This window comes from Novosphingobium malaysiense, assembly GCF_000802225.1.
GTDB classification, from domain to species: domain Bacteria; phylum Pseudomonadota; class Alphaproteobacteria; order Sphingomonadales; family Sphingomonadaceae; genus Novosphingobium; species Novosphingobium malaysiense.
This window is the reverse complement of sequence record NZ_JTDI01000003.1, coordinates 81,079-100,149: the sequence shown is the minus strand read 5'-3', so window position 1 is coordinate 100,149 and position 19,071 is coordinate 81,079. Positions and strand designations below refer to the sequence as shown.

22 protein-coding genes and 1 tRNA gene are annotated in these 19,071 nt (G+C 63.6%); 7 read left to right on the top strand and 16 right to left on the bottom strand.

Translation table 11 applies throughout. From position 1 onward, the window contains the following. The first annotated feature begins 32 nt into the window (after positions 1 to 32). Entirely contained in the window at positions 33 to 476 is a 444-nt protein-coding gene (locus tag LK12_RS08410; protein ID WP_231568294.1) for a hypothetical protein, read from the top strand. Between the two features lie 61 nt (positions 477 to 537). Here LK12_RS08410 and LK12_RS08405 read toward each other — a convergent pair whose 3' ends face one another. Further along, positions 538 to 1,206, bottom strand: a complete 669-nt coding sequence (locus tag LK12_RS08405; RefSeq protein ID WP_039282043.1) for an outer membrane protein — start codon at positions 1,204 to 1,206, stop codon at positions 538 to 540. Positions 1,207 to 1,466: 260 nt separating this feature from the next. Here LK12_RS08405 and rlmN point away from each other — a divergent pair, with 260 nt between their 5' ends. Both rlmN and LK12_RS08395 read left to right on the top strand, forming a co-directional pair. Continuing rightward, positions 1,467 to 2,729 (top strand): 23S rRNA (adenine(2503)-C(2))-methyltransferase RlmN, encoded by a 1,263-nt coding sequence (gene rlmN, locus LK12_RS08400; RefSeq protein ID WP_039282040.1) that lies wholly within the window; start codon positions 1,467 to 1,469, stop codon positions 2,727 to 2,729. A 145-nt stretch (positions 2,730 to 2,874) separates the two neighbouring features. Next, the gene (locus tag LK12_RS08395) at positions 2,875 to 3,657 is read left to right on the top strand and encodes an enoyl-CoA hydratase-related protein (protein WP_039282037.1); all 783 of its coding nucleotides are present in this window, start codon (positions 2,875 to 2,877) and stop codon (positions 3,655 to 3,657) included. Here LK12_RS08395 and LK12_RS08390 read toward each other — a convergent pair. The 5 genes from LK12_RS08390 to LK12_RS08370 all read right to left on the bottom strand — a co-directional run bounded on the left by LK12_RS08390 (position 3,654) and on the right by LK12_RS08370 (position 8,940). After that, on the bottom strand, positions 3,654 to 4,703 hold the full coding sequence (locus LK12_RS08390) for an NAD(P)H-dependent amine dehydrogenase family protein (protein WP_039282034.1): 1,050 nt from the start codon (positions 4,701 to 4,703) through the stop codon (positions 3,654 to 3,656). The genes LK12_RS08395 and LK12_RS08390 overlap by 4 nt on opposite strands. A gap of 173 nt (positions 4,704 to 4,876) precedes the next feature. Beyond that, a complete protein-coding gene (locus LK12_RS08385; RefSeq protein WP_039282031.1) occupies positions 4,877 to 6,652 on the bottom strand; it encodes a sensor domain-containing diguanylate cyclase in 1,776 nt (591 codons plus the stop codon). A gap of 60 nt (positions 6,653 to 6,712) precedes the next feature. Next, positions 6,713 to 7,180 carry a pyridoxamine 5'-phosphate oxidase family protein gene (locus tag LK12_RS08380; protein WP_039282028.1) on the bottom strand — a complete coding sequence of 156 codons (468 nt, stop codon included), beginning with the start codon at positions 7,178 to 7,180 and terminating at the stop codon, positions 6,713 to 6,715. Beyond that, complete coding sequence (locus LK12_RS08375; protein ID WP_052223285.1) at positions 7,180 to 7,686, bottom strand: nuclear transport factor 2 family protein; 507 nt, start codon at positions 7,684 to 7,686, stop codon at positions 7,180 to 7,182. The genes LK12_RS08380 and LK12_RS08375 overlap by 1 nt, the downstream gene beginning before the upstream one ends. 75 nt (positions 7,687 to 7,761) lie before the next feature. Further along, positions 7,762 to 8,940, bottom strand: a complete 1,179-nt coding sequence (locus tag LK12_RS08370) for an FAS1-like dehydratase domain-containing protein (RefSeq protein ID WP_039282026.1) — start codon at positions 8,938 to 8,940, stop codon at positions 7,762 to 7,764. 276 nt (positions 8,941 to 9,216) lie between these two features. On the opposite strand from LK12_RS08370, the gene LK12_RS08365 reads away from it, so the two are divergent. Beyond that, positions 9,217 to 10,011, top strand: coding sequence for an SDR family oxidoreductase (locus LK12_RS08365; protein ID WP_039282023.1), 795 nt, complete (start codon positions 9,217 to 9,219; stop codon positions 10,009 to 10,011). Positions 10,012 to 10,074: 63 nt separating this feature from the next. Here LK12_RS08365 and LK12_RS08360 read toward each other — a convergent pair whose 3' ends face one another. The 6 genes from LK12_RS08360 to LK12_RS08335 form a co-directional block, all read right to left on the bottom strand. After that, positions 10,075 to 10,749, bottom strand: coding sequence for a phosphotransferase-like protein (locus LK12_RS08360; RefSeq protein ID WP_197063501.1), 675 nt, complete (start codon positions 10,747 to 10,749; stop codon positions 10,075 to 10,077). Then, positions 10,746 to 11,723 (bottom strand): DUF7065 domain-containing protein, encoded by a 978-nt coding sequence (locus LK12_RS08355; RefSeq protein ID WP_039282017.1) that lies wholly within the window; start codon positions 11,721 to 11,723, stop codon positions 10,746 to 10,748. The genes LK12_RS08360 and LK12_RS08355 overlap by 4 nt, the downstream gene beginning before the upstream one ends. 133 nt (positions 11,724 to 11,856) lie before the next feature. Further along, positions 11,857 to 11,932: transfer RNA gene (locus tag LK12_RS08350), tRNA-Lys, on the bottom strand. Positions 11,933 to 11,957: 25 nt separating this feature from the next. Then, complete coding sequence (folK, locus tag LK12_RS08345; protein ID WP_039282013.1) at positions 11,958 to 12,467, bottom strand: 2-amino-4-hydroxy-6-hydroxymethyldihydropteridine diphosphokinase; 510 nt, start codon at positions 12,465 to 12,467, stop codon at positions 11,958 to 11,960. A 13-nt stretch (positions 12,468 to 12,480) separates the two neighbouring features. After that, positions 12,481 to 13,332: an N-carbamoylputrescine amidase gene (gene aguB, locus LK12_RS08340; RefSeq protein ID WP_039282004.1), complete on the bottom strand. Its 852-nt coding sequence runs from the start codon at positions 13,330 to 13,332 to the stop codon at positions 12,481 to 12,483. Between the two features lie 14 nt (positions 13,333 to 13,346). Then, positions 13,347 to 14,198 (bottom strand): class I SAM-dependent methyltransferase, encoded by an 852-nt coding sequence (locus LK12_RS08335; protein ID WP_039282001.1) that lies wholly within the window; start codon positions 14,196 to 14,198, stop codon positions 13,347 to 13,349. A gap of 120 nt (positions 14,199 to 14,318) precedes the next feature. Between LK12_RS08335 and msrA the strand changes: the two genes are divergently transcribed. Continuing rightward, positions 14,319 to 14,846 (top strand): peptide-methionine (S)-S-oxide reductase MsrA, encoded by a 528-nt coding sequence (gene msrA, locus LK12_RS08330; RefSeq protein ID WP_039281999.1) that lies wholly within the window; start codon positions 14,319 to 14,321, stop codon positions 14,844 to 14,846. Here msrA and LK12_RS08325 read toward each other — a convergent pair. After that, the gene (locus LK12_RS08325; protein ID WP_039281996.1) at positions 14,843 to 16,078 is read right to left on the bottom strand and encodes an RsmB/NOP family class I SAM-dependent RNA methyltransferase; all 1,236 of its coding nucleotides are present in this window, start codon (positions 16,076 to 16,078) and stop codon (positions 14,843 to 14,845) included. The genes msrA and LK12_RS08325 overlap by 4 nt on opposite strands. A gap of 54 nt (positions 16,079 to 16,132) precedes the next feature. Between LK12_RS08325 and LK12_RS24175 the strand changes: the two genes are divergently transcribed. Continuing rightward, positions 16,133 to 16,300 carry a DUF1674 domain-containing protein gene (locus LK12_RS24175; RefSeq protein ID WP_082010433.1) on the top strand — a complete coding sequence of 56 codons (168 nt, stop codon included), beginning with the start codon at positions 16,133 to 16,135 and terminating at the stop codon, positions 16,298 to 16,300. Positions 16,301 to 16,333: 33 nt separating this feature from the next. Here the strand turns inward: LK12_RS24175 and LK12_RS08315 are convergent, their stop codons facing one another. Continuing rightward, entirely contained in the window at positions 16,334 to 16,600 is a 267-nt protein-coding gene (locus tag LK12_RS08315; protein ID WP_039284981.1) for a hypothetical protein, read from the bottom strand. Positions 16,601 to 16,836: 236 nt separating this feature from the next. On the opposite strand from LK12_RS08315, the gene LK12_RS08310 reads away from it, so the two are divergent. Continuing rightward, positions 16,837 to 17,082, top strand: a complete 246-nt coding sequence (locus tag LK12_RS08310) for a hypothetical protein (protein WP_156135434.1) — start codon at positions 16,837 to 16,839, stop codon at positions 17,080 to 17,082. A gap of 159 nt (positions 17,083 to 17,241) precedes the next feature. Here the strand turns inward: LK12_RS08310 and LK12_RS08305 are convergent, their stop codons facing one another. Continuing rightward, positions 17,242 to 17,742: a L,D-transpeptidase family protein gene (locus LK12_RS08305; protein WP_039281993.1), complete on the bottom strand. Its 501-nt coding sequence runs from the start codon at positions 17,740 to 17,742 to the stop codon at positions 17,242 to 17,244. A gap of 4 nt (positions 17,743 to 17,746) precedes the next feature. Next, a complete protein-coding gene (locus LK12_RS08300; RefSeq protein ID WP_039281991.1) occupies positions 17,747 to 19,036 on the bottom strand; it encodes an adenylosuccinate synthase in 1,290 nt (429 codons plus the stop codon). Positions 19,037 to 19,071 lie beyond the last annotated feature (35 nt).

Below are 19,071 nucleotides of genomic sequence, written 5' to 3'. Positions count from 1 at the left end.
CAATCATCTGTGGCGCCGCCGCCTTTTCAGGCGTGGCCCAGGCCCGCGACAGCCTCGGCCTATACGGCGACTGGGGCGCCTTTCGCGATCCGCTTGTGCCGCGGTGCTATGCCATTGCCATGGCCGAGCCGAGCACTCTGCAACGCGACTACCAGCCCTATGCCGCCATCGGCACGTGGCCGAAGCGCTCCGCGCGCAATCAGGTGCACTTCCGCCTCTCGCGCAAGATGGCGGACGGCGCGCCCATCGTCCTGCGGATCGGCGGCGAACGCATCGAGCTGACCGGCGGTGGCGGCGATGCCTGGCCCAAGGGGGATAGCGACAACGCCGCCATCGTCGCGGCCATGCGCTCGGCCACCCGCTTGACCGTCTATTCGCGCGATACCAAAGGCCGCCGGTTCTCCAACACCTGGCAACTGGCGGGCGCGGCGTCGGCCATGGACGCTGCTGCCATCGGCTGCGCCCGACTGCGCTGAAACGAAAAGGGCGAGGCCTTGCGGCCCCGCCCTTCGCTTGTTCCGGTATGTATGAGGTCGATCAGAACCGGACGCCGACGCCCGCCACGATCTGGTGCCGGTCGAGATCGAGGTCGAAGCGCTGGCCGTCGGGAATGTCGCCCGTGTAGTCCAGTTCGCCCTTCTCGTAGTTCGAATAGCGGTATTCGAGTTTGGCAAAGACGTTGTTGCTGACCGCCTGCTCCACGCCGGCGCCGATGCGCCAGCCGTCGGCATCGATATCGGTATTGGTCTCAACCGTCCCGTCGCCGTTGCGCACGTCGAACTTGGCGTTGGTATAGCCGCCCTTCGCGTAAACCATGGTCCGCGGCGTCACCACGTAGCCCAGCCGCGCACCGACATAGAGGTCACGGTTGGTCTTCACGTTACCGATGCCGAAACCCTCGAAATCGCCATTGGTGAATTCGGTCTTGGCGGTCGACCAGGTCACTTCGGCTTCGGGGCCGATGACGACGTTGCCCATCCGATAGTCGTACCCGGCGCCGACGCCGAACAGGGCGCCGTCGATCGACTGGTCGTTATCGACGTTGGCATCGTCGTCGACACTGCTGCCGGCCTTGGTGATGTCGTAACCGGCAAGGCCCTCAACGTGAAAGCCGTCGAACGACTGAGCCGGGCCGGCATCCTGTGCCATGGCCGGAACTGCAGCAAGAGCGCTACCGGCGGCGAGACTGACAAGGATCTTCTTCATGATTTACTCCAATCTTCTCCATAGGCGGGCGAGGCCCGCTTGGACCGGTGGAATGCGCGAAGATCGAATGGAGTTTCATTAACCTAACACAACGAAATTATTGATGTTTTTCTGCCACACTCATGCGATGGAACGCGTTCTGGCAGCGCCGGATCGTCGGAACGGAAAGGCCCGAACCGGCGTTCGCGCATACCCGCATCGCGCGTAACAATCGTGCGCCCTTCCGAAATGGCCCGGCTTGCACTATATGGCCGCCAATCATGTCAGACACGAAACTCATGCAGATCCCGGGGCACATCGACCCCGTGCCCGTCCCGCGCGACGTAACCCCGCGCGAGGATGGCCGCGTCGACCTTATCGGTCTGCCCAAGAAGCGCATTGCCGAACTGTTCGAAGTAGCCGGACTCGATACCAAGGCCGCCAAGCTGCGCGCCAAGCAAGTGTTCCACTGGCTCTATCATCGCGGCGTCACCGATTTCGCAGCGATGACCGACATCGCCAAGACCATGCGCCCCTGGCTTGCAGAGCGCTTCGTGATCGGCCGCCCGGAGATCGTCGAGGCCCAGCATTCCACCGACGGCACCCGGAAGTGGCTGCTGCGCACGGCGGACGGGCATGACTTCGAGATGGTCTTCATCCCCGATGCGGACCGGGGTACGCTTTGCGTTTCCTCTCAGGTGGGCTGCACGCTCAACTGCCGTTTCTGCCACACCGGCACCATGCGCCTGGTGCGCAACCTGACCGCAGGCGAAATCGTCGGCCAGGTCATGCTGGCACGCGACTCTCTGGGCGAGTGGCCCAAGTCCGGTCAGGCGGACCTTGCCGCGCTGGACGATGACCTGGTCGATGAGGACGGCGGCTACTCCGCCGACGGGCGACTGCTCACCAATATCGTGATGATGGGCATGGGCGAGCCGCTCTACAATTTCGACAATGTGCGCGATGCGCTCAAGCTGGTGATGGACGGCGACGGCCTTGCCCTGTCGAAGCGCCGCATTACCCTCTCCACGTCGGGCGTGGTTCCGCAGATGGAACGCTGCGCCGAGGAAATCGGCGTCAACCTCGCGGTTTCGCTCCATGCCGTGACCAAGGACGTGCGCGACGAGATCGTGCCGATCAACAAGAAGTACGGCATCGAGGAACTGCTGCAGGCTTGTGCCGACTACAAGGGCGCCAGCAATGCCCGGCGCATCACCTTCGAGTATGTGATGCTGAAGGACAAGAACGACAGCGACGAAGACGCCCACGAACTGGTCCGACTGATCAAGCACTACAAGCTGCCGGCCAAGGTCAACCTGATCCCGTTCAACCCCTGGCCGGGCGCCGCCTACGACTGCTCGACCCCCGAGCGGATCAAGTCCTTCTCCAACATCGTCTTCGAGGCGGGCATTTCCGCCCCGGTGCGCACCCCGCGCGGCCGCGACATCGATGCCGCCTGCGGCCAGCTCAAGACCGCGGCCGAAAAGAAGAGCCGCGCCGAACTCGAACGGCTTTATGCCGAAAAGGAAAAGGCGCTGGGCTGACGCCCTTCTCTCGCTGTCAGACTGGAATGCCGCAGACAAATCCGCCTTCCGATCGCTGTGACGATTGGCCGGCAGGTCTGCGGGATTGCGCAGGCACCCCCGGCGGGATTAGACAAGTGTCAAACAAGATTCGGGGGAAAAGGGGATGGCCGCACAAGACGTGCTGGTGGAAGCGCATGGCGGGGTATTCACGATAACGCTGAACCGGCCGGCCAAGCTGAACGCCGTGACCGCAGAAATGCATGCCGCCATGCACGAGGCTTTCGAAAAGTTCGCCGCTGATTCGACCCTGCACATATGCATCCTGCGCAGCGCCAGCGAGCGCGCATTCTGCGTCGGCAGCGATCTGGCCGCTTTCGATCCCGAACGCGGGCTTCCCTATGCGGAGACGGGCTATGCCGGCTTGGCCGAACGCTACGATCTGGACAAGCCGGTAATCGCCGTCGTCGACGGGCTTTGCCTGGGCGGAGGCTTCGAACTCGCGCTGGCGTGCGATCTCATCATTGCCTCCAGCCGTGCGCGTTTCGGACTGCCCGAACCACGACGGGGCATGATCGCGCTGGCAGGCGGCATCCATCGGCTCGTGCGCCAGGTGGGCATGAAGCGGGCGATGTTGCCGCTCCTCACCGGGGAGTCCATCGAGGCCGAGGAGGCCCTGGCCATGGGCGTTGTGAGCAGGATGGTGGCTCCCGAGAGCCTGGAAGCAGAAGTCGAGGCGATCTGCTCCCAGATACTCGCCAATGCTCCGCTCGCCGTCAGAGCCACCAAGGCAATCGCCGAATGGAGCATCGATCAACCCGGACTGGCGGCCGCCATGGCCGGACAGGAGGACCATCCGGCCTTCCGCCGCTGGATCAATTCCGACGATGGCTGGGAAGGCATCCGAGCCTTTATCGAAAAGCGCCCTCCCGTCTGGAAGGCACGCTAGCCGCTCGTTCGCGAGAGGTCCGGCACCAGCATCGGCAGATCTGCCGTCTCCAGTATTCCAGGTGCGGCATCGCAGACATAGGGCACGGCATTGATCACGGGATGGGCCGTAAGCCCTGGCGAATAGGCCGGGTAGTCCTCTGGCGTGACATCGAAGCCTACCGAGATATCGAGCGAGGTATCCCCCTTCACCTGGACGCGCCAGCCGGAATCCCGGTATTCCCACTGCGGCTCGGTCTCGCGGGTAACGTACCACAGCGAATAGCGGGTGAGGATTTCCTCTTTCCGGTGCCACCCTTTCACCGCCATTCGGATAGCGCCGATCGTCCCCGCCTCTATGGTGCCTATGGCAATCTTTGCAGGCTTGCGGGCCACGGCATATTCGATCGTCGTCGTCACGTCGTCGAGCGGCAGGCCGATCGCACTGGCGAGCGCGCGAAATGTCGGCGGAGTGCTGGTGGCGGTGCCGAGAGGACGGCCAGTCGGGCGCGTGGCCGGATCGGTTCCGAAACCCAACCGATTGACCAGCATGTCCGGCGAATCGCGTGAGGCCATGTCGGCGTAGTCGGTAATGATGAACCGATCGAGCCGGCGCTGCATGTTGAGCAAGGCGAATGGCACGAGTTCGGTGATCCAGCCAGGGCTCGACCCGGTGGCATAGAGCGATGCCCCGCCTTTCGCACATGCCGCCTCGAGTCGAGCCCGATCGGCAGGTTCCAGAGAGTCGCGGTGATTGAAGCCCACGCAAGCCGTGGCGATATTGATCCCCGCTTCCAGCAAACGGCACATGTCCGGGATATCCGCCTGATTCGGCAAATAGATCACGCAGTCCGGCCGGGCAGCGATCACTGTCTCCGCATGGAGATCGGCGACTACCCCCGTCGGCGCCTTGTTGCAAAGCTCACCCGCATCCACCCCGGCCTTGTCGCCGGAGAAGACACGCAGGGCGACAAGGTCCATGAGCGGATGTTCGATGACGGCTGCCAGCGCCCGCCGCCCGACATTGCCCGTCCCCCATTGCGCAATACGATACCGCTTCCCGGTCATGGTCCTCTCCCGCCACATGCGGGGCACAACCCCGCCCGCCAGCGATCGGACGTTTCAGCGATGGGGGCAATCCGGATCGGCCCGCTTCAGGCTCTCCGGTACTTGCCAGCTCGTACAGACTGAGCGCCACGCAATTCCGCGATCAGGCGCCGCGATGACAGAGGCGGCCTGACCTAGGCCGCCACGGCGACACCGTTGCGCCCGCGGCGTTTGAGATCCTCGAGCGCCGCCGCGGCAGCATCGAAAATTTCTTCACGCCGCATGTCACGGGCATGTTGAGCCAGACCGCACCGGACCGAAGCCAGTACCGACACGGCCCCATCGTTGACCACCGGACTTTCGCGTACCGTCTCGACCATGCGCTCGCAGACCTTCAATCCGGTTTCCAGATCGCATCCCAGAAGGACGGCGAACCTGTCGCCGCCGAGGCGGGCGAGCACGTCGTCGGTCCGGGTACTGGCTTTCAAACGTCGGGCAATCTCCCAGAGAACGGCATCGCCCACGCCATGGCCGTAATTGTCGTTGATGGAAGCGAAGCTGTCCACGTCGACCAAGGCAAGCGTGACCGTGCGCCGCTCGTCCGCGAGGGCATCGCGCAAACGCTTCTGGAACCCGGAGCGATTGAGCAGACCGGTAAGATCGTCGACTTGCGCCTTCGAGCGTGTCGCAATTTCCCGAGCCTTGCGCCCCGTCACGTCGCTCAAGGTCACGACCGTGCCGACCGGCTTGCCATCTTGCCGCATGGTGGCAAACGAAGCCTCAAGCGTCAGGTGGGGACGCAATATGGGACAGAATTCAATAGACGATGAACCTTCGCCGCCGCCCGCGCCGCATTCCAGCAATCGCGCTGCGAGCGCCGGCGCGCGCAGCGACAGCGCGTCGAGCGTGCGCCCGACCAACGCCCCGGGCTCCACGCCGAGATAGGCCTCGAGCGGGCCATCTGCCCAGCGACATTTACCCGACATGTCGAAGCTGACGATACCGTCAGAGGAGTGGGCCATCATCAGGCGCAGGGCCTCTTCGCGCTCGGTAAGATCCTGCAGTGCCCGGGCGCGCGAGGAAACCGTCGCGGCGACCGGCAGCGTAGTGGCGAGGATCACGCCAAGGTAGAACTGCAAAACGAATTCCTGGATATCGACACCCGAGTGCACGAGCGAGATCGGTCCATGGCCCAGGTACGTCGCCAGACTGCCGATCACGGCGATGGCCAGAGTGCCGAGGATGGCTCCGAGGCGCCCCAGCCGAAACGACAGCGCCATCGCGGTCGACACCGGCAGAAACAGCGTCGGCGCGATGTTCTGAGCGAACACGGCGCCAGTAACGGCGACATGCAGCACGTGCAGGCCAACGACTTCCTTGCGGTCGGCCCTTACGGGCTCCTTGAAGTACTGCACGAAACTGCCGTCGAACAAGGACATCAGGAACGGCGTCAGGATCAGCAACCCCAGGGCGTTGCTGACATACCAGCGCACGAAGGAGGTTCCGAAGGGCTGGGCAAAGATCAAGGCCGTGACCAGCGATCCGGCCAATGCACCGAGAGCGGGCGCCACGATCCCCGCATAGAGGACGAAACGGACCGCGGTGGCGCTGTCCGCGAGCACGTTTTGTGGTCGCCCCTTGCGGCAGATGAACAGCGCGGCCAGCAGCGTCTGCCCCATGTTGATGCCGCCGTAGAAAATCAGGCCCGGATCCCATCCGCGTGCCAGCGCATTGGCCATGAGATTCGCCGCCCATCCGGCAGCCAGAATGGCGGGCCAATTGGCGCGGGTATTCAGTAACAGAAGTGCAAGGATCAGCGCATCGGCGGGCCACATCGTCGCATGATTGCGTCCATTGCTGGTGAGCAGGATCGTCCCGCATGCGAGCAGGAAGTACCCTCCGACAGCAGTGATGGCATTGTCGCAACGCTTTTCCAGCGCGTCGGCAATGCCGGCATTTTTGGCGACCATCACCAACTTTTGCCACGGCGTCGGTTAATAGGGCGTTGCGCTTATGTCAGGGACTGTGCCTCACGGTCCCTTGCCGGCCAGCTTCGTGTGATCCCAGGAGACGACCTTCACGGGAGTGACAGAAACGACCACTCGCTTTTCCGCCATGCGCTGGCTCATCAGACGCAGCTCCGAGGCGGTTACGTTGGGAAAGTGATGGCCCAGCAGAATCTCCATGAGATCGGTACGGCGTGGCTGGTCCACGATGATTTCCGCAGTCCCGTTGATGGAGACGCCGCGCAGGGTATCGTAGGTTTTGCCGTCCTCCGCCAGCACGGCGAGGCGCGGGTCGCGCTTGAGGTTCACGATCTTCTGCGACTTGCCGTAAGTCTCGAACAGTATGTGACCATCGTGCACCACGAACCAGACGGTTGTGAGGTGCGGCGCCCCGTCCTTGCCGATTGTCGCGACCTGCAGGTTCTGCTGCTCTTCAAGGAACGCGGCGATCTCGTCATCGGACATGCGGATCGCGTCGCGTTGCTTGGTCATCAGGTGATCGCTTTCAGAAATTCGAGACGGTCTTCCCGAGCTTCCGTGTGAAGCGCCACGAGGTCAAGCTGGAAGACCATGTCCTCCATCGGCGTCTGCACCCTGGGGTTGCCCGTCCAGAAAACGACTCGGCAGGTCCGCTTCGCGACTCGCCAGCCTTCCGGGGTCCGCACAAGCTGATCGTCATAGTATCCGGTGCCGTCCCAGACGGGCGGATCGCCGGCCGCGTGGCGGATCAGCCGCCAACTCCCATAGGTATGGGCCGCAGCCGTATCGCCGTCCACCTGCACCAGATGATTGGTCATCACGTGCTGGGTCGCGTCGAACAGCTCGTGAAAGGTGCCGAAGTCGGTCTTGAACTGCTCGCGGTCCTGCCAGCTCGACGTCGGACCGTAGTCGACATCGCAATCGGCCGTGAAAACCCGGTCGAACAGGTCCCAGCGGCGGGTGTCCATGGCGAACCCGTAGAGGTTCAGCACTTCGATAATGTCTTCGCGGTCGGCCATGCGCTCTCCCTTTCGCATTGGCGTGGCGAGGTGCGGTGGAACGGCGAGGCATCAGGCCCCGCCTTTCGCGCACTGTCAGACCGGCAGCGAAACCGTCGCCGTGCCCTTGAGGATCGTCGAGCCGTCCTGCGTCGTCATCTTCGACTGGACGACAACCACCGGCATGCCGAATTCCGAGGTCTCCTTCTTGTCGATCACTTCGCAATCGACGTAGGTGACATCGCCCTCGAACGCGGGGCTGCGGAACTGCGTCTTGGAATGCCAGATATAGCCGTCGTGGCCGGCCCAGTAGGCGATGGTATCGACGTGCCAGGCGTTCATCGACGAGCCGTAGCCATAGACGCCGCCCATGCCGACCTTCTCGCCCTTCTCGGCATTGATGTGGCCGGAAGAAGGGCCATGGAACAAGCCGTCGCCGTGGCGCGGGTCGATTTTGCGGGCCTCGAAGTCGTAGGTCATGTCCTCGCCGAACCCGGCATCCTCGGTCGCCGGATCGTGGACGCCTTCAGGCACGTTCCAGCGCCAGGTGCCCCAGATATTCTGACGGTGGGCACGGCATTCCAGCGCGAAAGTCACGCGGCTGTGCGGGCCGATCACGCGGCGCGGCAGCTTGTCGCCCACCTGCACGTCGCCGAAGCGCGGCGAGATGCCGTCGCGGCCCGACTTGATCCATTCGAGGCGCAGCTTGGCGACTTCGTCCAGTTCTTCCTTGGTCCAGAGCTTGGGCGGACGGTTCTCCTTGTCGTAGACCTTCCGCTTGGCCGCCTCGTCGACAAGGTAGCGGATCGAGGTCGCGCGCTCCTTGGCGACGAGCGAACCGTGCTGGTTGCGGTGCACGGTATCGCCGTCCGCAAACATGGTGGGGCCGGCGAAAGCCGTGTCGGTCAACTTGTAACCGGCGAAGGAGCGCTCCTGCGTCAGCTTGTCGCCGGGACGGACGGGCGTGCCGTAGAACCACCATTCCTCACCCGCGAAGATCAGGTGCGAACCGGGGATCTTGCCCACGCACGAAGGGTGGCAGCCGTGGCCGTAGTCCATGGCGACCGTGAAGCTCTGCGGCGCGACGATGCCGCCGAACTTCGAGTTGCGCGCGAAATTCTCGTCCCAGTGCAGCGGGTTGGCGTAGTCCATCGCCTGGACCCAGCGTCGGATGTCGGTCGCGTTGCACGGATCCCAGAACTCCGCGAAGATAATCGGCTTGCCGACCCACTTGTCGACATCGCTGGTATCCAGAGTCACGTCACCTTCGGCCATGGTTCTCTCCAATTCGCGGCGCGACATTAAAAGCGCGCCCTATGTGTGTCCTAGCAATGCTGTGCTGTTTCGGCGCAGCATCCAAGGCTTGCCTGCCCGTAGGCGCAAGCTCATCGTCAATCGGTGCAAGCGCGATTGCCGTCTCGGAACAGCGGCGCACCAAGGCTGTCGCTCGGGCGATACTTGCACTGTGCAAGCATCCGCGTTTCGACATTGGCGTGCCGATTGGGCTAGCCAAGCCCCCAATTCGATTCGCCTCATCCGGGAGATTTGCCAGTGAAAATCGACAACACCATCGCCGCAATCGTCACCGGCGGTGCCTCGGGCCTCGGCCGTGCCAGCGCCAAAGCGCTTGCCGACGCCGGGGTGAAAGTCGCCATCTTCGACATCAGCGAGGAAGCCGGCGAGGAATTCGCAAAGGAAATCGGCGGTGTGTTCTGCAACGTGAACATCCTGGACGAGGAAAGCGTCGAAGCCGGTTTCGCCAAGGCGCGCGAGGCCCACGGCCAAGAACGCATTGTCGTGCACTGCGCCGTGGTTGCCGGCGGCGGCAAGACCGTCTCCTGGGACAAGAAGAACAACTGCTACAAGCGCACCGCGACGGAGCAGATCGCCAAGTCGGCAGAGGGCATCTTCACCGCCTCCTACCGCATTGCCTCGATCGCGGCGCTGGGCATGGCCAATGCCGAGCCGCTGAACGATGACGGAGAACGCGGCTGCATCATTCTGACCTCTTCGGCCGCGGCGCAGGACGGTCAAATCGGCCAGGTCGCCTATGGCGGCGGCAAGGGCGCTGTGAACGCCATGGTCCTGCCGATGGCTCGCGACCTCATGGACCTGGGCATCCGCGTCAACGCGATCATGCCGGGAACGTTCGCAACGCCGCCGATGCTACGTGTCAAGGACATGGCTCCCGAAGTCTTCGAGGGCCTGGGCAAGGCCGTTCCCTTCCCGCGCCGCCTCGGCAAGCCGGAAGAGTTCGCCAGCCTCGTGATGGAGCTTTCGCGCAACACCTATTTCAATGGCCAGTGCATCCGCCTCGACGGTGCGATACGCATGCCGCCGAAATAAGCACCGGGGGGAAATTACCCAGTGCGGGGGGCCGTGTCGGGGGGCACGGCCCCTTTTTCGTGCCTAAGACCGATCTGCGAACCGCCGCGCAAGTTCGGGGAAAGCGCGCCCCCGGCAGTCACGCATCTGCGCCATGATCTGCGCGGCGACCGCCTCGGGCGGGTGGCGCGCGGTATCGATCACCAGGTCGAACGTATCGTGGGCAAATATCTGCGCGTAGAGCGACTGCGCCACCCGCTTCTTCGCCTCGCTGTTGCGCACGGCGTGGTCGCGCCCCAGCGAGGCGACGATGCTTTCCAGGCGTGCGTCGATCCGGCGCGGGCTGACTTCGGGCGGCGGCTTCAAGCCGACGAAATAGACCGGCAGGCCGGCGAAAACCTCCGCGCAGTCCTGCAGTATCGGCGGATCTACGGTGGCGATATGATCGATAACCAGGTTCTGCCCGTCACGTACCGCGGCCGCCGCCATGCGATGAAAGCTGCGGATGGCATCAAGGCCATAGCGGCCCATGTCGAGGTGCCACGGCCCTTCCGGATCGGCCGGATCGTCGGGGGCCCCGTGCACGCCCTGGTGCGAGCAGCAACCGCCGTCAACGAACTTGCGCGCCACCACGCGGCCCAGAAACAGATCAATCCCGAAGTGCAGCCAGAACCCCTCGAGTTGGTCGACTAGCAGGTTGCAGGTCGTCGTCTTGCCGGCCCCGGTGGAACCGGTGAGCAGCAGGATGCGCCCCGTCACCGCTTTGCCCATCCTTCGGGTCCGGCGCGATGCCATTTGCGGAACTCGTGAATGCCGTAGTATTCCTGATCCTCGCCGACAGCCCCACTCGCCCCTTCGTAATCCCACTTGAAAAGCGTCCACCACTGCCCACGGTCGGGATAGAGCATGAACTCGGCCGGCACCTGCGCTCGCCCGATGGCATGCAGTTCCCGCCCCAGTTCATCCGTCGCCTTGACCTCGATGACCTCGGGCCTGGGCCCCGAGCGCTCAAGTACCCGGCGAGCCCCGTCCACAGTGGGCGACAGCACGCCGTCGCGCAGGATATAGCCGCCGATCACCTTCGATTGCGGCCCCTCCCCCGATCCCGGCGCAAGGACATGGAAACCGGTCTTCTCGTCCGCCGTGGACCAGGCGTATCCGCCGGGCGGGCTCATCTCCATGAACCGCGGTCCGTGGCCGCCATCGCGGATGGAGAACGTGTCCACCTCATGGCGCTCCCCCTCGAGTTCGACAAAGCCATGAATGCGCCCCGGCTGCTCGAAGTGCAGCTTGAAGGCGCTCTTGAGCTGTTCGGGGCTCGGCCTGTTCATGATGTTGGGCGGCGCAATCGCATTGAATTCCAGATCGAGCCTGAAACCGGCGCGATCGTACGATATGCGATAGGTCTGCAGCGGCTCGATCATCTTGACCGAGAGCGACCATGGCGTGGTGAAATCGTACTTGTCGTAATCCACCGCGTAGCGCCCTTCGGGCAGCCGGCGCATCGTCTGGAAATCGAAGAACGGAAACTCCCAGACATGCTGCCCGGAAAGATCCCACATGGCCGGACCGCCGCACAGGCAGTTCATGTTGGGCCGAAAGTGCGTCCAGACGAGACCGCAGATGTCCTTTTCAGGGATAGCCCAGGAAAACCATGAACTGTCGGTCCAGTACAGGTCGTCGCTCTCGCCGCGATAAAAGTGGTCGAGACTTTCGGACAATTCGGCGCTCATGCTCTCTCCCGTATCACACGGGAAACCACGCTATGGACTGCAAGAGTGATAGGCAAAGGCGAGAATTAGAACGAACCACCCATCTGCGCAGCTTCAAGCCAGCGATACCGCCCGGGACGAAGCAATTGTGGGGTGGTGAGCCCTGCTGGGTTCGAACCAGCGACCTACTGATTAAAAGTCAGTTGCTCTACCGACTGAGCTAAGGGCCCCTTGCCGAAAACGGCTGTGGAAGCGTCACCTAGGGGCCGGACGGGGCTTGGTCAAGCGGGCTGATAGCTGTCTTATCGTCAATCCGCTGAGCGGATCGCACCAGTCCCCCGCGATTGTCGCTGCGGGGCCCAGTACGAATGTTCGTTTGCGGAACAGGGGGTGCGGTATGACGAGGCTGGGTTCCTCGCCATGGCTGGCCCAGGCGCCGCCGCTCCACAGGACGATATCGAGATCGAGCACGCGCGAGCTCCATGCCCTGCCGCAGCGCCTGCGGCCGAATTTGCGTTCGATCTTTTGCAGCTTGTGCAGCATCTCGTCCGGTTCGCGATTGCTGCGCAGCATGGCAACGGCATTGGCATAGCGGCGTCGTGACGGGCCGAGCGGCGGCGTTTCGATCACGCGGGAAGCCGAAACGACCCGCGACTTGCCGCGGTCGAGGGCCTGCAGCGCCGCGGCGATCACCGCTCGCGGCGCCCCGTACCGGCCATGCGGCATGTTGGAGCCCAGCGCGATCAGGTAGCGATGCCGGGCCACGGTCGGTCTTGCCTCAGATGTCCTGCGCGATGCGCGTGTAGAGCTGCGGGCGGCGATCGCGGAAGAAGCCCATGCCGGCGCGGTGCTTGGCGGCGCGGGCGAGGTCGATGGTCGCAGTCAGGACGCCGGTCTCCTCCTTGCCGAAATCGGCGAGGTAGTCGCCCCATTCGTCAGTGATGAACGAGTGGCCGTAGAAGGCCTGCCCCTGCTCCACGCCGATGCGGTTGGCCGCGATCACCGGCATGCAGTTGGATACCGCGTGGCCGATCATCGCGCGGCGCCACATGCGGCTTGTATCGAGGTCTGCGTCGTAGGGTTCGGAGCCGATGGCCGTGGGATAGAACAGCAGTTCCGCCCCCATCAGCGCCATCACGCGCGCGCATTCGGGGTACCACTGGTCCCAGCACACGCCCACGCCGATGCGCTTGCCGAACAGGTCCCAGACCTTGAATCCGTCGTTGCCCGGGCGGAAGTAGTACTTTTCCTCGTAGCCGGGGCCGTCGGGGATATGGCTCTTGCGGTAGGTGCCCATGATCGCACCGTCGGGGCCGATCATGGCGAGCGTGTTGTAATAGTGATGTCCGTCGCGCTCGAAGAAGCTGGTGGGGATCGCGATTTCCAGCTTTTCGGCCAGTGCCTGCATGGCCAGGACCGAGGGGTGTTCTGTTGTCGGGCGGGCGAGCGAAAAAAGCTCCTCCTCCTCGACCTTGCAGAAGTAGGGGCCGGAAAACAGTTCGGGCGGAAGCACGATTTGCGCGCCCTTGCCTGCCGCTTCCTCGACCAGAGCGGAAACAGCGGCGATGTTCTCGCCTTCGTCGTTGGAACCGAGAGCGAGTTGCAGGGCGGCGACGGTAATGTCTGTCATGGGCCGCGCCCTTATCAGTCCCGCTTGCGGAACAGAAGAGTCATCCGGTCACTCTCGCCGATGGCCGCGTATTGGGCCTTGTCCTGCTCCTTGAGGGCATAAGTCGGCGGGAGGGTCCACACGCCCTCGTCCCAGTTCGCGCTATCCTTGGGATTGGCATTGATCTCGGATTTCGCGACCAGTTCGAAGCCGTTCACTTCCATGAACTTGATGATGTCGGCTTCACGCAGGTAGCCGTGGCCGCCATCGGCATAGGAATAGGGAGCATCCGGCTTGGCGCGGTGCTGGACGATGCCCAGCATGCCGCCGGGCTTGAGCAGGTCGCGCATTGCCTTGATCTCGCTGTCGGCGATGTTCCAGCGCATGACGTTATGCATCATCCGCATGACGAGCACCCGGTCGTAAGTGCCCTTTTCCTCGTCGGGAATCGCCCCCAGCGTCATGCCCGAAACGCTGCTTTCCGGAATGCCCGTCCATTCCGTCACCTTCTTGGGGAAGGCGGCTGCCTGATCCGCCAGCGTGCTGCCGTCGAAAGGCACGACCTCCGGATTGAAATACAGGCCCGTCAGGTGCCCCTGCTGCCCCAGGTAGAGCGCCAGCATGCGCGAATACCAGCCGCCACCGGGGGCGTATTCACCCACCTTCATGCTCGGGGTCACGCGCATGAACGAGAGCGTTTCCACGGGATTGCGGTATTTGTCGCGGGCGCGGTCGTCCTTGCGCAGGTCGTTGGCGGCAGCCAGTTCCAGCAGGGCCTCGCAGCCCTCGCACACTTCGGTATCGGGGGCTGAATCTCCCGTGGCTGCCGCTATCGGGGCGGCAATCAAGCCAAGCAGGGATGAAACGGCAAGAAGCAAACGACGCATGTGCGAGTCTCCACGGAGATGGGGGCTGAATGGGAAACTAGACGCCCTGCACCCAATGACAAGCCGGACAGTTGTACCTATCTTGCGACAAAATCCCCCGGCTCAAGGATATGAGAGATAATGGAAACAGCAATTGTGGCAGGCGGATGCTTCTGGTGCACCGAAGCGGTTTTTCGCGACGTGATCGGCGTGCAGACCGTGGAAAGCGGCTATATCGGTGGCAGCGTGGAGAATCCCACATACAAGCAGGTATGCTCCGGTCAGACCGGGCATGCCGAAGCCGTGAAGCTCACCTACGATCCGCAGACGATCAGCTATGGCGAAGTTCTCGATGTGTTCATGGGCACGCACGATCCGACGCAGCTCAACCGGCAGGGCAATGACGTGGGCACGCAGTACCGCTCGGCCATCTTCCCGCTCGACGATGCCCAGCATGCAGAGGCGGAAGCCGCGATCGGCCGTTGGAACGCCGAGAACGGCGCGATGGCCGTCACCACCATCGAGGGCCCGGCCACATGGTACCCGGCCGAGGGCTATCACCAGGAATACTGGGAAGGCGAAGGCCAGCGCAATCCGTACTGCCTGGCCGTGATCCCGCCCAAGCTGATGAAGCTGCGCAAGAGCTTTCAGGCCAAGGTGAAAAGTTAGCCTGCTTTCCGCCAGCGGGCGATGAAGAAGCCGTCCAGCCCGCCCGCTTCGGCCAGCATTCCGGGATCGGTGCGCAGCCAGCCTTCGGGCGTGGGGAACAGGCCTTCGGGCAGTTCCCCCGCCGCGACCGGTGCGGGCTCGAGCGCGACGGTGCGGGCCATGGCTTCGCCCTCCTCCGGCTCCAGCGAACATACGGCATAGACCAGCGTGCCGCCTGGCTTCAGCCAGCCGGCGGCGCGGTCTATCATTGCCGCCTGCAGTTCAGCCATTTCCGCGATCTGACGCGGTCCGATGCGGTGGAGCACATCCGGGTGGCGGCGCGCGGTGCCGGTCGCCGTGCACGGGGCGTCGAGCAGAATGGCATCGAAAGCCGCCTCCGGCTCCCACTTGAGCGCATCGGCTTGTACCACGTGTGCGGTAAGGCTGGTCCGCTTGAGGTTTTCCTTTAGCCGCTCCAGCCGGCGCTTGCTGATGTCGAGCGACGTGACATTCCACCCCGCCGCTGCAAGTTGCAACGTCTTGCCACCGGGCGCGGCGCAGAGATCGAGGACGCGCCTTCCCTTCCCGCTACCGAGCAGCCGCGCCGGCAGGCTTGCCGCCAGATCCTGAACCCACCACGCGCCGTCGCGAAACCCTTCGAGTTGCTCGACGGCCGTCCCGCGCGGCAGGCGCACATGGCCGGGCATCAGTGAGACGCCGCCCAGCCCATCGGCCCACTGCGCGGTTTGTGCCGCATCGCGCAAGGCCAGATCGAGTGGCGGCGGCGCGGCCAGTCCGGCGGCAATGGCCTCCGCCCGATCCCCCCAGCGCTCCGCGACCGGCGCCGGCAGGGTCGGGACTTCCGGCAGCGAAACCTGCCGCTTCATCAGGGTAGAGAAGACGCCGTGCGCCAGACGGCGCGGCCCGCCTGCGAGCAGCGGCAGGCCGGTGGCGATCACCGCATGGGCCGGCGTTTCCAGCCGCAGCACTTGCGCCAGCATCAGTTCGAGCACGGCGCGCGGCTTGGCATCGTCTGGCAGGCGCTGACGGGTGGCGCTGTCGATCAGGGCATCGAGGTCGGCCTTCCAGCGCAGGACCTCACCGGCGATCGCGCGGGTCAGGGCGCGGTCGGCGTCACCGCGCACGCGGGCCAGGGCAACTCCTGCCGCCTGGTCCAGCGTCTCGCCACGCCGCAAAACCGCATCGATAAGGTTGAGCGCGGCGCGGCGCGCGGGAAGACCGGGAATATCCATCGCCGCCCCCTACAGCGCATTGCCATTTGCCGCCACCCACCCCACATTGCGGACATGACCGAACGTGCCACCAGACGCCCCGAGACCTTCAAGAAGCCTGCACACTGGAGCAACGACCCGGCGCCCGAGCCGCAGCCGGCGAAGGACGAGCAGGATCCGGACGGCCTCTCCCCTACCCGCTACGGTGACTGGGTTAAAAAGGGCATTGCCATCGATTTTTGATTGGGCGGCGCTCAAGCAGCGCGCGACGATCAATTACCTCGCAGGCTGATCGCGCCGATCTTCCCCGCTGTCGCCGCCGGCGATGCCCGAACCATTGCCTTTGAGAACGCCGAAGCTCTCGGACTTCTCACCCGGCAGAGCTTCTATGAAGCCTTCGGCCGCGAGACCGCGCTTCAGAAGTTCGCGTACCGCTGCCGCGCGTGTCGGCATGCGCCGGGCAAAACGCCAGTCATCGATCACTTGCAGTTCCTCGGCGGTCACCATGATCTGCAAACGTTGCTCGCGAGTCAGCCCATTCACGTCAAGCACCTCCTCGGCAGGACTCAAGATAACAGACAGAGGGAATGTAGGTATTGGCTCCTCCGGCGTAAAGAGGGCCTTCTCCTCAATCAGCATCCCTTACTCATTCTACTCATTTTCATGAAAGAATGGGCTCTAGTCAAGATTGGACGATACCTCAATATTAATACAATTAAACACAGAACATAGTTCTACAATAACGCCGTTTTTCAGATTAACTTTATAGATGCATCGAAATGAGTTATGTAATTTTCGGCAATCTAAAAATGAAAGGCGACCACATGCCATTATTTACGATCACACTCGACGAGGACGGTTTCGGAGAACCGAAAAGAATTGAATTCACGGCCGATGATGCTCACCAAGCATTCTATATCCTGGAAAATGAAAGGACCGGGAGGAAGGCGATCCTGTGGCAAGGCCAGAAGCGTCTGGGCGCACTGCAGCGCGAGGATGACGGCGTCTGGAAGGTAGCCGGTTAAATACGCTTCGGGTGCCGCCCCGACACTCCCCGCACTCGATATGACCCTGTCTCATCCATCGATGACATGCCTGAACTTCCGCGACATCCTGCCGTGGGAGAATGGAGATGGCTTGCCTGCTGCCTCCGCAACTCGGCCCTTTCCGACCGGATTTGCCGGTTAGGCCACGATCTCGATCGGCGTTCCGTCGGGAACGCTTTCCCACAGAGCTTCGATTTCCTCGTTCGACACGGCGATGCAGCCGTCGGTCCAGTCCCCGGGTATGCGCCCGACCGGCAGCGCGTTGGGCTGGCCGTGGATCATGATCATGCCGCCCGCAGATCTTCCGAACGATTCGGCATAGGCCACGTCGGCGGCGTTGGGGTAGGAAATGTGGAGCGACAGGTAGTAGCTGCTGTTCGGATTGGCCCAATCGATCTCGTAGAGACCTTCAGGAGTCCGCTGGTCGCCCTCGAAACGCTTGGGGCCGACGGGCGCCCCGCCCAGTTGGATGCCATCGATGACATGGACCAACTGCCCCTCGGCATAGAGGGCCAGCGTCCTGTCAGACTTGTCGATGCGCACGAAGTCGATCAGCGGCAGCGTCAGCCGCGCGGCCGGTTGAGCCGCGCCGAGCATGAGCGGCAGGAGCAGCGGGACCAGTTTCGCGCCCCACCGCATCGTATCAGTCCGCGAAAGGATCGCGCACGAGGATGGTGTCCTCGCGCTCGGGGCTGGTGGAAACCAGCGCGACCGGGGTTTCGATCAGTTCCTGCACGCGCTGGATGTACTTGATCGCCTGTGCCGGAAGATCCGCCCATGAACGGGCACCGGCGGTCGTGCCGCTCCAGCCGTCCATTTCCTCGTAGATCGGCTCGACATTGGCCTGATCGGCGGCGTGGCTGGGGAAGTAGTCGAGGATCTTGCCGTTGAGGCGGTAGCCCGTGCAGATCTTCACTTTCTCGAATCCGTCGAGCACGTCGAGCTTGGTCAGCGCAATGCCGGTCACGCCCGAGATCGCGCAGGACTGGCGCGTCAGCACCGCATCGAACCAGCCACAGCGGCGCTTGCGCCCGGTCACGGTGCCGAATTCGTGGCCGCGCTCACCCAGCCGCTGCCCGGTGTCGTCGTCCAGTTCCGTCGGGAACGGGCCCGAGCCGACGCGGGTGGTATAGGCCTTGACGATGCCCAGAACGAAGCCGGTGGCCGAAGGGCCGAGCCCCGAACCACTGGCAGCCGTGCCTGAGACGGTGTTCGAGCTGGTCACGAAGGGATACGTGCCGTGATCGACGTCGAGCAGCACGCCCTGCGCGCCTTCGAAAAGGATGCGCGCGCCCGCCTTCTTCACCTTGTTGAGACGGCGCCAGGTCGGCTGCGCGAACTGCAGCACGAACGGCGCGATCTTGGCCAGCTCCTTGAGCAGCGAGTCGCGGTCGATCTTGGGCTGGCCGAAGCCCGCCCGCAGGGCATCGTGATGGGCGCAAAGACGATCAAGCTGCGGTTCCAGCGCATCGAGGTGCGCCAGATCGCACACGCGAATCGCGCGCCGCCCCACCTTGTCCTCGTAGGCCGGACCAATGCCGCGGCCGGTCGTGCCGATCTTGCCGGCGCCGGCAGCCGCCTCGCGCAGACCGTCCAGCTCGCGGTGAACGGGCAGGATCAACGGGCAGTTATCGGCAATCGCGAAGTTGTCGGCATTGATTTCGACGCCCTGCCCGCGCAGCTTTTCGACCTCGGACTTGAGATGCCAGGGATCGAGCACGACCCCGTTGCCGATGATCGAAAGCGTGCCGGTAACGATGCCCGAAGGCAGCAGCGAGAGCTTGTAGACCTGCTCGCCGACGACGAGCGTATGGCCGGCATTATGGCCGCCCTGGAAACGCACCACGGCGTCGGCGCGGCTTGCCAGCCAGTCGACGATCTTGCCCTTGCCCTCATCGCCCCACTGGGCGCCGATAACGGTTACGTTGGCCAACGTTTGATGCTTTCACTGCTGTTTTGAAGTCCGCC